At 67.4% G+C, this 13,608-nt stretch carries 12 protein-coding genes; 4 read left to right on the top strand and 8 right to left on the bottom strand.

The annotated features are described in order from the left end of the window. Positions 1-2: 2 nt before the first annotated feature. The 7 genes from OHA70_RS13065 to OHA70_RS13035 are packed head-to-tail and all read right to left on the bottom strand — an operon-like array spanning position 3 to position 8,291. Positions 3-2,036: a bifunctional aldolase/short-chain dehydrogenase gene (locus OHA70_RS13065; protein ID WP_328332072.1), complete on the bottom strand. Its 2,034-nt coding sequence runs from the start codon at positions 2,034-2,036 to the stop codon at positions 3-5. Then, positions 2,036-3,193 (bottom strand): L-rhamnose isomerase, encoded by a 1,158-nt coding sequence (gene rhaI, locus OHA70_RS13060; RefSeq protein ID WP_328332070.1) that lies wholly within the window; start codon positions 3,191-3,193, stop codon positions 2,036-2,038. Before rhaI ends, OHA70_RS13065 begins: the two co-directional genes overlap by 1 nt. A gap of 1 nt (position 3,194) precedes the next feature. Continuing rightward, positions 3,195-3,530 carry an L-rhamnose mutarotase gene (locus OHA70_RS13055; protein ID WP_328332068.1) on the bottom strand — a complete coding sequence of 112 codons (336 nt, stop codon included), beginning with the start codon at positions 3,528-3,530 and terminating at the stop codon, positions 3,195-3,197. 13 nt (positions 3,531-3,543) lie between these two features. After that, on the bottom strand, positions 3,544-4,635 hold the full coding sequence (rhaS, locus tag OHA70_RS13050) for a rhamnose ABC transporter substrate-binding protein (protein ID WP_328332066.1): 1,092 nt from the start codon (positions 4,633-4,635) through the stop codon (positions 3,544-3,546). A gap of 26 nt (positions 4,636-4,661) precedes the next feature. Then, on the bottom strand, positions 4,662-5,681 hold the full coding sequence (locus tag OHA70_RS13045) for an ABC transporter permease (protein WP_328332064.1): 1,020 nt from the start codon (positions 5,679-5,681) through the stop codon (positions 4,662-4,664). Beyond that, entirely contained in the window at positions 5,671-6,789 is a 1,119-nt protein-coding gene (locus tag OHA70_RS13040) for an ABC transporter permease (RefSeq protein WP_328332062.1), read from the bottom strand. Before OHA70_RS13040 ends, OHA70_RS13045 begins: the two co-directional genes overlap by 11 nt. Next, complete coding sequence (locus OHA70_RS13035; protein WP_328332060.1) at positions 6,786-8,291, bottom strand: sugar ABC transporter ATP-binding protein; 1,506 nt, start codon at positions 8,289-8,291, stop codon at positions 6,786-6,788. Before OHA70_RS13035 ends, OHA70_RS13040 begins: the two co-directional genes overlap by 4 nt. A 200-nt stretch (positions 8,292-8,491) precedes the next feature. Here OHA70_RS13035 and OHA70_RS13030 point away from each other — a divergent pair, with 200 nt between their 5' ends. Continuing rightward, a complete protein-coding gene (locus tag OHA70_RS13030; protein ID WP_328332058.1) occupies positions 8,492-9,685 on the top strand; it encodes a LacI family DNA-binding transcriptional regulator in 1,194 nt (397 codons plus the stop codon). Further along, a complete protein-coding gene (locus OHA70_RS13025) occupies positions 9,678-10,190 on the top strand; it encodes an AAA family ATPase (RefSeq protein WP_328332056.1) in 513 nt (170 codons plus the stop codon). The genes OHA70_RS13030 and OHA70_RS13025 overlap by 8 nt, the downstream gene beginning before the upstream one ends. Before the next feature lie 95 nt (positions 10,191-10,285). On the opposite strand, the gene OHA70_RS13020 is transcribed toward OHA70_RS13025, so the two are convergent. Next, the gene (locus OHA70_RS13020) at positions 10,286-10,894 is read right to left on the bottom strand and encodes a transglutaminase-like domain-containing protein (RefSeq protein ID WP_328332054.1); all 609 of its coding nucleotides are present in this window, start codon (positions 10,892-10,894) and stop codon (positions 10,286-10,288) included. A gap of 103 nt (positions 10,895-10,997) precedes the next feature. Between OHA70_RS13020 and OHA70_RS13015 the strand changes: the two genes are divergently transcribed. Both OHA70_RS13015 and OHA70_RS13010 read left to right on the top strand, forming a co-directional pair. After that, the gene (locus OHA70_RS13015; RefSeq protein ID WP_328332053.1) at positions 10,998-11,945 is read left to right on the top strand and encodes an aldo/keto reductase; all 948 of its coding nucleotides are present in this window, start codon (positions 10,998-11,000) and stop codon (positions 11,943-11,945) included. A gap of 151 nt (positions 11,946-12,096) precedes the next feature. Then, positions 12,097-13,602, top strand: a complete 1,506-nt coding sequence (locus tag OHA70_RS13010; protein WP_328332051.1) for a hypothetical protein — start codon at positions 12,097-12,099, stop codon at positions 13,600-13,602. The last annotated feature ends 6 nt before the right edge of the window (positions 13,603-13,608 follow it).

Genomic DNA, 13,608 nt, shown 5'->3' with positions numbered 1-13,608 from the left:
CCTCAGCGCAGGAAGGCGGCGGCGACGCCGGCGTCGACGGGTACGTGCAGGCCAGTCGTCTGGGACAGATCCCCAGCCGCGAGAGCGAAGACTGCTGCGGCCACATGCTCCGGCAGCACCTCGCGCTTGAGCAGCGTCCGCTGCGCGTAGAACGCCCCCAACTCAGACTCCGGTACGCCGTACACCGCAGCGCGCTGCGCACCCCATCCCTTGGCGAAGATCCCAGAGCCCCGGACGACACCATCGGGGTTCACACCGTTGACCCGGATCCCGAACTCGCCCAGCTCAGCCGCGAGCAGGCGGACCTGATGCGCTTGGTCGGCCTTTGCAGCGCCGTAAGCGACGTTGTTGGGACCTGCGAAGACCGCGTTCTTGCTGGAGATGTAGACGATGTCACCGCCGATGCCCTGGTCGATCAGCACCTTCGCGGCAGCGCGCGAGACCAGGAACGACCCCTTCGCCATCACGTCGTGCTGCAGATCCCAGTCCTTCTCGGTGGTCTCGAGTAGTGGCTTCGAGATCGAGAGTCCGGCGTTGTTGACGACCAGGTCGACGCCGCCGAAGGCCAGCACGGCCTCTTGCATCGCCTGCTCGACGGCCGCGCCATCCGACACGTCCGCACCGACGGCGACCGCGCGGTCCGTAGTACCGATCTCCTTTGCGACGGCCTCGGCTGCAGCGAGGTCAAGATCCGCGACGACGACGCAGGCACCCTCGGCGGCCAGCCGCTGGGCGATCGCCTTGCCGATGCCGGAACCGCCGCCGGTCACGAAGGCGACCCGGGTGGCGAGCGGCTTCGGCTTGGGCATCCGCTGCAGCTTCGCCTCCTCCAGCGCCCAGTACTCGATCCGGAACTTCTCGCTCTCGTCGATCGGCGCGTACGTCGAGACAGCTTCCGCGCCGCGCATCACGTTGATCGCATTCAGGTAGAACTCGCCGGCCACCCGAGCGGTCTGCTTGTCCTTGCCGAAGCTGAACATCCCAACGCCGGGCACCAGCACGATCGCCGGGTCGGCACCGCGCATCGGCGGGCTGTCAGGCGTCGCATGGCGGTCGTAGTAGGCCGCGTAGTCCTCGCGGTACTCCAGATGCAGTTCCCTGAGCCGCAGCGTGGCCTCCTCGACCGAAGCCGTCGGCGGCAGGTCGAGAACGAGCGGCCGGACCTTCGTACGCAGGAAGTGGTCCGGGCACGACGTACCCAGCGCAGCCAGCTCGGCCAACCGCTCCCGAGCGGTGAACTCCAGCACGCCATCCGAGTCGTTGTAGTGCCCGACCTGCGGGTTGTCCGTCGACGCCAGCCCACGAATCACCGGCGCCAACGCCGCCGCCCGCTGCCGCCGCTCACTCTCAGGCAGTGCCTCATACCCCGGTACTACGGCCCCGAACGGCTCGGCCTTGCCACGATCCGCCAGGAAGCGCTCCGCCGTCCGGATGATGTCGAGCGAGTTGGCCTCGCACTCGGCAGAGGTGTCGCCCCAAGCCGTGATGCCATGGCCGCCGAGGATCACGCCGATCGCCTGCGGGTTGTCCTTCTTGACCTGCGCGATGTCGAGCCCGAGCTGGAACCCAGGACGCCGCCACGGCACCCAGACAACTCGATCGCCGAAGCACTCCGCAGTCAGCTTCTCGCCATCGGCGGCCGTCGCCAGCGCGATCCCCGAGTCGGGATGCAGGTGGTCGACGTGCGGAGCGTCTACGAGTCCGTGCATCGCGGTGTCGATGGACGGAGCGGCTCCGCCCTTACCGTGCAGGCAGTAGTCGAAGGCCGCGACCATCTCGTCCTCGCGGTCCACGCCGGGGTAGACCTCGACAAGCGCGTTCAGCCGGTCTTGGCGCAGTACCGCCAGACCCGCGGCGGTGAGCGTGCCGAGGTCCCCGCCGGAACCCTTCACCCAGACGAGCTCGACGGGTTGTTGCGTCACCGGGTCAACGGCAGTGCCTTTGGCGGACGTGTTGCCGCCCGCGTAGTTGGTGTTGCGCGGGTCGGCACCCAGCCTGTTGCTTCTAGCAACAAGCTCGGCTGCTGGCTCGGTCATTACGCTCCCCATCCGGCCTGCTGGCCGTCGGCTCGGTCTTTGGTGATCTGTTCGAAGTAGCCGCTGCGGTGGTAGGCAGCGACCGGGTCGGGATCGAGGCCTTGTGCGGTCCGCAGGTCGGCGAGCAGCGGGCGGACGTCGGTGTTGAAGGCGTCCATGATCGCGGCGTTCGCGGCCAGCACGTCACCGTCCTGCTGGGCCTTGCGGAGCGCGTCGCGGTCGACCAGCAGCGCCTTCGCGGTCGCCTCCTGGACGTTCATCACTGACCGGATGATGGCCGGGATCTTCGCCTCGATGTTGTGGCACTGGTCGAGCATGAAGGCGATCCCACGGTCCGGGTCGAGGGCGTCGCCACGGACGATCTCGTTCATGATCCGGAACAACTGGAACGGGTCGGCCGCACCGACCATCAGGTCGTCGTCGGCGTAGAACCGGCTGTTGAAGTCGAACGCGCCGAGCTTCTTCGCCCGCAACAGGAACGCCACGATGAACTCGATGTTCGTCCCCGGCGCGTGGTGCCCGGTATCGATGCACACGACGGCCTTCGGCCCCAGCTCGAGGCAGTGCGCGTACGAAGTACCCCAGTCGGGCACGTCGGTCGCGTAGAAGGCCGGCTCGAACAGCTTGTACTCAAGGAGCATCCGCTGGTCGTCGCCGAGCCGGTCGTAGACCTCCTTGAGCGCCTCGGCAAGCCTGTCTTGCCGATCCCAGAGGTCGTCCTGGCCCGGGTAGTTCGTGCCGTCGGAGAACCACAGCTTCAGGTCCCGCGAACCGGTGGCGTCCATGATCTCGATGCACTCGAGCAGGTGGTCGGTCGCCTTCCGGCGGATCCGCGGATCCGGGTTGGTGACGCTGCCCAGCTTGTAGTCGTCGTCCTGGAAGACGTTGCTGTTGATCGCGCCGAGCCGGACGCCCTGCTCCTTGGCGTACGCCCCGAGCGCGGCGTAGTCATCGACCTTGTCCCACGGGATGTGCAGCGCGACGCTCGGCGCGACCCCGGTGTACTTGTGCACGACGGCCGCGTCGGCGATCTTCTCCTCCGGCGACCTCGGCACGCCGGGCTGGCTGAACACCTTGAACCTGGTCCCCGAGTTGCCGAACGCCCATGAGGGCAGCTCGATCTCCTGACGGCTCAGTGCATCGGTCACGGTGGTCATATCAGTCCTCGGTACTCGGAGTCAGATGGAAGATCTCGGGCAGCAGCACGAACGACTCGTCCGGCGGCCGCCCCTCGATACCTGTGAAGAACTCGGTCATCTCGGCCTGCCAGCGGGTGTTCACCTCGGTCGCGGCCATCGCCTTCTGCGCCGCCTCCAGGTCCTCGGCCTCGACGTACCCGACCAGCAGCCCGTCGTCGCGGAGGAAGAGCGAGTAGTTGTGCCAGCCGGAGTCGCGCAGCGCGGCTTGCATGTCGGGCCACACGTGCCGGTGGCGTTCGACGTACTCGTCCAGCCGATCCGGCCGGACCTGGAGGCAGAAGCAGTAGCGGTTCATGACGGCAACGTGCTCAGAAGTCGAACTTGTCGATGTTGGCGGCGGTGAACTCGGTCGGGGGGCCGAGGACGATCTCACCGTCCGCGCCGACGGTGTACTCGCCGAGCTTGCCCGCCTTGAACTTCTCGCCCTCGGCGCCGGTGATCTGGCCGGACTTGAGCGCGGCGCCGGCGTACGCGGCGAGGTAGCCGATGTCGGCCGGGTTCCAGAGGGCGAACTTCTTGACCGTGCCGTCCTTGACGAACTTGCGCATCTGGTTCGGCAGGCCGAGGCCGGTGATCGCGACCTTGCCCTTGTAGTTGGAGGCGCTGATGTAGCGCGAGGCCGCGGCGATGCCGACCGTGGTCGGCGACACGATCACCTTGAGGTTCGGGAACGACTGCAGCAGGCCCTGAGCCTCGGTGAACGACTTCTGGTCATCGTCGTTGCCGTAGGCAACCTTGACCAGCTTGAGCTTGGCGTTCTCCGGCTTCTTCAGCTCGGTCTTCATCACCTCGATCCAGGAGTTCTGGTTGGTCGCGTTCGGCGTCGCGGACAGGACGGCGATCTCACCAGAACCGCCGGCCAGCTCGCTGGCCATCTTCACCAGGCTCTCGCCGATGCCCTGGGTGGTGGCCTGGTTGATGAACGCGTCCCGGCAGTTCTTCGAGGCGTCGGAGTCGAACGAGACGACCTTGATGCCGGCCTTACGGGCCTGGTTCAGCGACGGGCAGACCGCGTTCGGGTCGTTGGCCGCGACCACGATCACGTCCTGGGTCTGCTGGATCAGCGTGTTGATGTAGCTGACCTGCGAGGACGCGCTCGCGTCGTTCGGGCCGACCAGCTTGTACTCGCCCTTGAGCTCGCCGACCGCGACCTTGCCGCCGCCGACCTCGACGTCGGTGTAGGGGTTGTTCAGCTGCTTGGGCAGGTAGGCGATCTTGAGGCCTTCCTTCAGCGGCGCGTTCGGGTCGGCCGCTGCCGAGCTGGTGCTGCTGGGGGCGCTGCCGGCGTCGTTCGCGGTGTTCGACTTGGTGGTGCCGCCGCCGCACGCGGTGAGCGCGAGGGAGGCGACGGCCACCGTCGACAGCGGCACCGCGAGGCGGCGAGAGATGCGGAAAGACATGAGCTGTCCTTTCTGGACAAGTGGCCTTACAGGGGATTGGTGGTCCGGTGCCGGCGGCGCTGGACAGAACTGCGGACGGCGTTGGCGAGATTGGGTGCGAGCACGGAGACGATCAGCAGGACACCGGTGACGACGTTGAGCGCCTCGTTCGAGACGTCGGACAGCCGCAAGGCGTTCTGCAGTGAGGCGAGCAGGACGACTCCGGCGATCACACCGGGCAGTGCGCCCTTGCCGCCGAAGATGGAGACACCACCGAGCAGGACGGCCGCGACGACCGCCAATTCGAGTCCGGCGCCGTTGTCGGCCCGAGCACTGGAGTACCGCAGGGTCCAGAGGATTCCGGCGAGACCGGACACCAGGCCGCTGACGACGTACAGCCAGAACTTGAGGCGGCCGGGGCGGACGCCGGCGAAGCGGGCAGCCTGCTCACTCGCGCCGACCGCGAAGACGGCACGGCCGATGGGAGTCGCGTGGAGCAGTACGCCGAACACGATGGCGAGCACCACGATGATGAGCAGCACGTTCGGGATCGACGTACCGGCGATGTTGCCGGTGACCCAGTCGGTGTATTGGACTGGGAAGTCGGCGACGGCGCTGTCACCCAGTACTACGAACGCTAGGCCGCGGTACAGGGCGAGGGTGCCGATGGTGACGGCGAGGGACGGCAGGCCGAGCACAGTGACGAAGAAGCCGTTGACTGCGCCCAGGACAGCGCCGAGCAGCAGACAGAGCGGGATGATCGTCTCGATCGGCTGGTTCGAGTTCCACAGGGAGCCCATCACCGCGCTGCACAGGCCGAGCGTGCTCGCCACGGACAGGTCGATCTCGCCGGTCACGATCACCAGCGTCATCGGCAACGCGACGAGCGCGATCGGCAACAGGTCGAGGACGAGGAAGCCGAAGTTCTGCGAGGTGCCGAAGTTCTCCACCGTCGCCGCCGCGACGATCAGCACGATGATGGTGACCGCGATGATCGCGACGTTCCAGTTGGCGAACCTGGCCGTCAGTCCTGCTGTGCGGCTCTCGACTGCAGTTTCAGCTGACATGAGAGCCTCGCTTCTTCAATGACGCGGCCATTCGGGCGGCGACCAGCCGGTCGGCGCCGATGGCTAGCAGGATCAGGCCGCCGACGATCGCCTGCTGCCAGAACTGGTTGATCTCCAGCACCGCGAGCGAGCTGCCGATCGTGGTCAGCAGTAGTGCGCCGAGTGCAGCACCCCAGACCGAACCGCTGCCGCCGAAGACGGCGACTCCGCCGACTACGACCGCGGCCACGACGTTCAGCTCCATGCCCGTGCCGGCTGCCGCGTCGATCGTTCCGAACCGAGCTGCGAACAGCACCCCGGCCAGGCCGGCCAATGCGCCGCTCACCCCGAAGGCACCGATCGTGCGCCGCCCGACCGAGATACCGGCCAGGCGCGCGGCCTGCGGGCTCGAGCCCATCGCGTACAGCTCGCGGCCGACTCGGTAATTCCGCAGGACGATGCCGGTGACGACCAGAACCAGAAGCGCGATCAGGACGAGGTACGGAACGCCCAGCAGGGTCGCGTTGCCGAAGTCGAGGAAGCCCGACGGCAGCTCGTCCGCGTTGATCTGCTGGCCGCCGGCCCAGAAGTAGGTGATGCCGCGGACGACGTACAAGGTGCCGAGGGTGACTACCAGGGCGGGGACGTTGCCGTAGCGGACGAGCACTCCATTGACCGCGCCGCAGACCCCGCCGACAGCGGCGCCGATCAGCAGAGCCAGCACGACGGGCAGTCCGGGGTGATCGCGCAGCAGCGTGCCGACGGTGAACGCGCTCAGCCCGAGCACGGATCCCACCGAGAGGTCGATATTGCGGGTGATCACCACCACGGCCTGGCCGACCGCCAGAACGGCCAGGATCGCGGTGCCGAGCAGGATGTCCCGGATGCTCTGGCCAGAGAGGAAGCGTGAGTTGGAGGTCGCCGTCACGGCGACGAGCAGCGCGAGAGCGAGCACGATGCCGAGCTCGCGGGCTCGCAGGACCAGATCGAGAGGGGACCGGCGGACGGCCGGTGTGGGTGGCTTCGCGGCAGGCGAGACTGCTCCGGCCCGGGCCGGAGCAGCGCCAACCGGGTCAGCGCCGGCCGAGTCAGCACCGGTGGAGTCGGCACGGGTGGGTGCGGGGGTCATACCGAGGCCTCCTGTCCCATCGCGGCGAACATCACCGATTCCTCGGTCGCCCGCTCGCGGTCGAGCTCGGCGACCAGCCGGCCCTCACGCATCACGAGCACCCGATCGGCCATCCCGAGCACCTCGGGCAGCTCCGACGAGACCATCAGGACGGCGACCCCTTCCGCGGCGAGGCTCGACATCAGCCGGTGCACCTCGGCCTTCGTACCGACGTCGATCCCGCGGGTGGGCTCGTCGACGATCAACAACTTGGGCGCCGTCGCCAGCCACTTGGCCAGCACGACCTTCTGCTGGTTGCCACCGGACAAGGTGCCGACCTCGTCCTGCAACCGGCCGTACTTCGTCTTCAGGCGCTGGGTCCACTCCTTGGCCGAGCGGCGCTCACTGCTGCCGGTCAGGAAGCCCAGCTGCGAGAGCGCGCGCGACCTGGGCAGCGTCACGTTGCGCTCGATCGACAGCTCCATCACCAGGCCCTGCTGACGACGGTCCTCCGGTACCAGCGCGACGCCGGCGGCCATCGCGGCTCGCGGCGACGCAGCCTTCAGCGTCTTGCCGCCGACCTTGACCGTGCCCGCGTCGCGCGGGTCGACGCCGAAGATCGACTGGACCACCTCGGAGCGGCCGGAACCGACCAGGCCGGCCAGCGCGACGATCTCGCCGGCCCGGACCTCGAACGAGACGTCGGCGAAGACCGGATCCCGGGTCAGTCCGGCCACGCTCAGCACGACAGCGCCCGGAGTCACGTCCTGCTTGGGGAACAGCGCGCCCAGCTCGCGGCCGACCATCCGGCGGACCATCTCGTCGACGCTGACCTCGCTGATCAGATCGGTCGAGACGTGCTTGCCGTCGCGCATGATCGTCACCCGCTCGCACAGCGCGGTGATCTCCTCGAACCGGTGCGAGATGAAGACCAGCGCGGCACCGTCGTCGCGCAGCGATCGCGCCACCGCGAACAAGCGCTCGACCTCGACCCCAGTGAGCGCAGCGGTCGGCTCGTCCATCACCACCACCCGGGCGTCCGCGGACAACGCCTTCGCGATCTCGACCAGCTGCTGGTCGGCGATCGACAGGCCGCGGGCCGGGCGGTTCGGCTCGATCGCCACACCCAGCCTGGTGAAGAGCTGCTCGGCCTGCTTGATCATCGCCGCGCGGTCGATGGTTTTGAAACGACCCAGTGGCTGCCGGCCCATCGCGATGTTCTCCGCGACGGACAGGTCGGGGAAGAGCGTCGGCTCCTGGTAGATCACCGCGATGCCGGCCGCTTTGGCGTCGGCCGGGGTGTTCAGCTCGATCGGCGCACCGTCGAGCTCGAGGGTGCCGGCGTCCGGGCGATGCACGCCGGCCAGCATTTTCACGATGGTGGACTTGCCCGCGCCGTTCTCACCGACCAACGCGTGCGCCTCTCCGCCGTACAGGTCGAAGGAGACGCTCTGCACGGCGGCGACAGCGCCGAACGACTTCGACACCTCGCGCACCCGCAGTACTGGGGCTTCGGTCGGCATGCTCACCTCCGGCGGGTTCTGACGGTCTTGGACGCTGTTGCTGAAAGGTTTCAAGAAGATTGCACGAAGGTAATGGCGGGCCGCTCGGGCCGTCAAGAGGCTGGAGCGAGTCTGTGGAGAACCACGGGGAAAGACTGCGGGTTTCGACCGGAAAACAGGTACGCTTCGTCAGCTATCACGTTTCAACCCGGGGAGGCCGCGTGACACCGAGTGGCGCAGCGGACCGCGCGCGCCGTGCGCCGGACCCGGCCAGTACTCCGAGCCCGTCCCGTACTCCGAAGCCGCCCCGTACGCCGAATGCGGTGCGAGACCAGGAGCGGCTGGCGAAGGCCATCGCGCGGCGGCAGGCCCGACGGCTGCGTCCCGGTGGCGGGACCCGGTCGGCAGCCGGCGTGAAGGACGTCGCGGCCGCGGCGGGCGTCTCGCTCGGTACCGTCTCGAACGTGCTGAACCGGCCGGAAATGGTCAGCCCGACGACCCGCGCCAAGGTCGAATCCGCGATGGAGTCGCTCGGCTTCGTCCGCAACGAATCGGCGCGACAACTCCGGGCCGGCTCGAGCCGGATCATCGCCTACTTGATGCTGGACGCCGGCAACCCGTTCTTCACCGACGTCGCGCGCGGCGTCGAGGAGGCGGCGCAGAAGGCGGGCCTGTCGGTCTTCCTCTGCAACAGCAACGAGGATGCGGGCCGCGAGGCGGACTACCTCGATCTACTCGAACAGCAACGGGTGCAAGGCGTTCTCATCACCCCGATCGACCCTGACTCGGCGCGGCTCAGCACCTTGCCGGATCGCGGTACGCCGGTGGTTGTGGTCGACCGCGCGATCGACGACGGGGAGCACTGCTCGGTGGCGGTCGACGACGTCCTTGGGGGCGAGGTCGCGCTGACTCACTTGATCGAACTCGGCCATCAACGGATCGCCTTTGTGGGCGGGCCGAACACGATCGGCCAGGTTCGCGATCGGCGCGAGGGTGCTCACGAGGCCTTGCGGAAGGGCGGTCTGCCAGCGGAGAACCTGGTCGATGTGTTGACTGGAGCGCTGACGGTCGCCGAAGGTAGGGGCGCTGGGCAACGACTTGCCGGGCTGCCTGCGGACCGGCGGCCGACGGCGGCTTTCTGCGCAAATGACCTTCTGGCATTGGGGTTGCTACAGCAATGCGTGAGTCTCGGGCTTCGGGTGCCGGAGGATCTTGCCATCGTGGGGTATGACGATATTGAGTTCGCGGCGGCTGCCGCAGTACCGCTGACTTCGGTACGACAACCTCGGCAGCTGCTCGGGCGTACTGCGGCGGAGCTACTGCTCGACGAGTCGTCCAACCCGGACCATGAGCACCAGCGCGTGACCTTCACCCCCGAGCTGGTGGTCAGGACGTCAACGCGGGGAAATGCGTAGCGCGCTTGTACTGTCCGGGGCACCCGGAGTCGGCAAGACGACGGTCGGCTGGCGGATCTGGGATCGGTGTATCGACCTTGGGCAGGCTCCTGCGTTCGCGGATCTCGATCTGCTGGGGGCGGTCTGGCCGGCGCCGGTCGACGATCCGTACAACGCGCGGCTGAAGGCGACCAATCTGGCTGCGGTGTGGGCGAACTACCAGCGGGCCGGGAGTCAGCGGCTCATCGTGGCGGGGGTCGTCGAGAGTGTGGACGAGCGGCGTCTGCTCGAGGAGGCGACGGGTGGGCCGGTGCTGATCTGCCGGCTCGATGCGCCGGATGCCGAGCTGGCTGTTCGCATCGAGCGCCGGGGACGCGAGGAGGGTGACGACCTCACCAGGCTGGTGGCGCGTGCCGCCGAGTTGTCGGCGCAGCTGGCTGGTGATGGCGTCAGCGACTTCTCGGTGGGGACGGGCGGCCGTAGTACCGACGAAGTCGCCGGTGAGGTGTTCGCGCGCTGGGCGTGACGTTTGTTTGCCTCGGTCCCGGGCCGGTTGTCTGACCGCCGTACCCCTGCGGACGCCGGTAAGTTCAGCCGGTCCGGGGCCGAAGAAAACAAACCCTACCCGTGTGGTGCAGGAAAAGGATCCCCCTCGCGAGTGGCGAGATCGGCGGGAAGCCCGTCATTCAGGACCAGATCGACGGTGTTGTCGGCGCCGCGAAGGGCTGCGACAAGGCCGGGATCCGGGCTGGCCAGGATGGGGTCGAGGTCGGCCTCGCCCAGCTCCTCGCGGGGTTGATAGGCGAGGCGCTCGTCAGTCAGTGAGAACTCGGTGGTGACACCCGGTTTGTCGCCCCGCGGATCCTGGCGGTGCCACTCGCCGTCGAGGTAGACCGCGACCATGCCGTGGAGGAAGTAGCCGCCATGACCATTGGAGAGCTTCTGGTAGCAGAGCCCGGCGGGTACGCCCTCAGCCCGGAGCAGTGCGGTGAGCAGGTGCGACTTGGCGAAACAGAGGCCTGCACCTTGCTGGAGTACCTCGGACGCCGCCACCGTCACGACTGGATCCGCGATGTCCATCGAGTGCTTCACCTCGTCGCGAGTGAAGTCGAAAGCAGCGCGCGCGAAGTCCGTAGTACCGGGGTGTTCAGCGCGGAGCCGGGCAGCGAGGGCGGCGATCTCAGGATGCGAGTAATCGATCACGTCGTCTTCAGCCAGGTACTCGCTCACGAGCCTTAGTTTGCCATGAATGTCCGCGATCTGACACCAATCGTCTCAACTAATGGTCGTTGGTGTTGACCTAGAGAGAACTCCAGCATCGAGGGCTCTGGGTATGACTGAGCTAAACATCGCCCTCGGGGCCATGGAGTACGGGACCCGGATCGACGAGAAGACCTCCTTCGCTCTGCTGGACGCGTACGTCGACGCGGGCGGCGTCTGGATCGACACGGCCAACTGCTACGCCTTCTGGCAGCACGAAAGCGGTCACGGTGGGCAGAGCGAGGAACTGCTCGGCCGCTGGTTCGCCGCCCGGCCGGGTGTCCGCGACCGGGTCAAACTCGCCACCAAGGTTGGCTGCGAGCCACTGTGGCCGGGGAGCTACCCGGAGAAGTCCGAGGGGCTGAGCGCCAAGGCGATCGACGCAGCACTGGAGACGTCGCTGCGCCGCCTCGGAATCGACCACATCGATCTGTACTTCGCGCATCGCGACGACCGCGAGACTCCGTTGGCGGAGACTGTCGGCGCCTTCGGCAAACACGTCGCCGCCGGCACAGTCGGCCGGATCGGGCTGTCGAACTACGCCCTCTGGCGAGTGGAGAGGATGCGCGGCCTGGCGGAGCGGCAGGGCGTCGAGGCGCCGACCGCCCTGCAACTGCGCTACTCGTACGTCCAGCCGCGGCCGTTCGTCCGCGACAACGCCCACGACCACCGCTTCGGCTGGATCACCGACGAGGTCCTCGACTACGCGGAGCAGAACCCGGACCAGCGACTCTTCGCCTACAGCCCCCTGATGTCCGGCGGCTACGAACGCGCCGACCGCCCCTTCCACGAAGCCTTCGACCACCCCGGCACCACCCGCCGCCTGGAGGCCCTCACCAAGGTCGCCACCGAACTCGGCGTCACCCCCAACGAGGTAGTCATCGCCTGGCTCACCAACGGCACCCCAGCCATCACCCCCATCATCGGCATCAGCACCCCCACCTACCTCACCACCGCCCTGGCCGGCGCCCACCTAACCCTCCCCACCGAACTCCGCTCCCTCCTCGACCAGCCCTGGTAACCACTCTTCGATGCTCACGTTCTGTTGAAATACTCGCTCAGGTCTTCACGTTCTGTGACGGTAGGCGTAACGTCCGGAACTCATCGGGCGATCAAGGGGATGCGGACCTGGTGGGGGCCCGCGGTCGGCAACGCCTGTGGGGGGCAAGGAAATGGCAGAGGAAACGTGGCATCAGGCCCGGCTGATCCCAACCTCGGGAATCAACGGAGCGGATGAACAGGAACGACGGGCGACGTCAGCCCTGCTGGCGGTGATGACGTCGGTCCGCGAGTTCGGCCGCGTACTGACCCAGCCGCTCGGCGCGCCTGCCGGTGCGTTGGAGACCTACATCGAGGTTCCGTTCGAGCTCGGTGATCGACGGCTCTATCCGGACGGGCTGATCCGCGCTCGTCGTGGCCAGAAGGAATGGACCGCCCTGGTCGAGGTCAAGACCGGCGTAAACAACCTGGAGTGCGAACAACTCGAGGCCTATCTCGATATCGCGCGGGAGCGGGACTTCGACGCGGTGATCACGATCTCGAACGAGATCCCGGCGATCGCCGGCATGCACCCGACCAAGGTGGACAAGAAGAAACTCAAGCGGGTCGCACTGCACCACTGGTCCTGGTCGATGGTGCTGGCGGAGGCCGTGCTGCAGAAAGAGCATCGGGGAGTCGCCGACCCTGACCAGGCCTGGATCCTCGGCGAGTTGATCCGGTACCTCGAACACCCGCGCTCAGGGGCACTGCAGTTCGATGACATGGGCGGTTCGTGGGTGACGACCCGGGAGGCGGTTGCTGCCGGAACTCTGCGCCCTGGCGACAAGTGCGCGCCTGAGGTCGCCGCCCGGTTCGACGCGTTGCTCCGTTACGTCAGCCTCCAGTTGGGCCGACGGCTTGGTGACGACGTCACTCCCGCGCTGAGCCGGAAGGAAATCGCGGAACCCGCTCTGCGCTCGCAAGCGCTCGTTCAGTCGATGTGCACGACCGGAACCATGCAGGGTGCGATCAGCATTCCGAACGCTGTCGGCCCGCTGGTGGTGACCGCCGATCTGCGTGCGGGGCAGGCGATCTGCCACGTCGACATTGCCGCACCCAAGGAGGGCAAGCCGACCACCCGGGTCAACTGGCTGGTCCGCCAGCTCCGCCACGCACCTGAGACAGCCAGGCTGGAAGCCTTCACCCTGCACTCCCGTGGTCCTGGCACCGCTGACCTGCTCAAGAACGTCCGCGAGCAACCGGTCCGCCTGATCGAGGATCCGCGGAAGGAACTCCGCTCGTTCCGGGTCGCGCTCACCCTGCCTCTCGGCTCCAAGCGTGGACGCGGCCGTGGCGCGTTCATCGACTCGGTCGAGAGCGCGATCAACACGTTCTACGGCGACGTCCTGCAGGACCTCCGCGCCTGGACCGCAGCACCTCCCCGTCTGCGGGAGACGCCCGAGCAGCCTGAGGAGCGACCCTCGCTCACCTCTACCGCACTCTCCTCGCAGGACGGACAGGAGCAGGAAGCAAGCCGCCCGGATGACTCCGATCAGACGGTTGCTCCGCCTGATGACAGTGCCGAGCAAGTCGAGCCGATGGGGCCCGTTGAGGCGGCTGAGGCGCCCGAAGGCGGGGTCACTTCACCGATATCTGTCCCGGATCCGGATGAGGGGATGCTTGTGGACCGGGTTTCGTGACACGAT

Source organism: Kribbella sp. NBC_00382 (genome assembly GCF_036067295.1).
Classification (GTDB): Bacteria; Actinomycetota; Actinomycetes; order Propionibacteriales; family Kribbellaceae; genus Kribbella.
The sequence above is the reverse complement of the archived record's forward strand: the minus strand, read 5'-3'. Positions and strand labels throughout refer to the sequence as shown.

Excerpts from the sequence above, each read along its gene's own strand:
- OHA70_RS13045 (WP_328332064.1), bottom strand. The coding sequence starts at position 5,681 with ATGTCAGCTGAAACTGCAGTCGAGAGCCGCACAGCAGGACTGACGGCC.
- OHA70_RS13025 (WP_328332056.1), top strand. The coding sequence starts at position 9,678 with ATGCGTAGCGCGCTTGTACTGTCCGGGGCACCCGGAGTCGGCAAGACG.
- rhaI (WP_328332070.1), bottom strand. The coding sequence starts at position 3,193 with ATGACCACCGTGACCGATGCACTGAGCCGTCAGGAGATCGAGCTGCCC.
- OHA70_RS13065 (WP_328332072.1), bottom strand. The coding sequence starts at position 2,036 with ATGACCGAGCCAGCAGCCGAGCTTGTTGCTAGAAGCAACAGGCTGGGT.
- OHA70_RS13055 (WP_328332068.1), bottom strand. The coding sequence starts at position 3,530 with ATGAACCGCTACTGCTTCTGCCTCCAGGTCCGGCCGGATCGGCTGGAC.
- OHA70_RS13035 (WP_328332060.1), bottom strand. The coding sequence starts at position 8,291 with ATGCCGACCGAAGCCCCAGTACTGCGGGTGCGCGAGGTGTCGAAGTCG.
- rhaS (WP_328332066.1), bottom strand. The coding sequence starts at position 4,635 with ATGTCTTTCCGCATCTCTCGCCGCCTCGCGGTGCCGCTGTCGACGGTG.
- OHA70_RS13010 (WP_328332051.1), top strand. The coding sequence starts at position 12,097 with ATGGCAGAGGAAACGTGGCATCAGGCCCGGCTGATCCCAACCTCGGGA.
- OHA70_RS13040 (WP_328332062.1), bottom strand. The coding sequence starts at position 6,789 with ATGACCCCCGCACCCACCCGTGCCGACTCCACCGGTGCTGACTCGGCC.
- OHA70_RS13015 (WP_328332053.1), top strand. The coding sequence starts at position 10,998 with ATGACTGAGCTAAACATCGCCCTCGGGGCCATGGAGTACGGGACCCGG.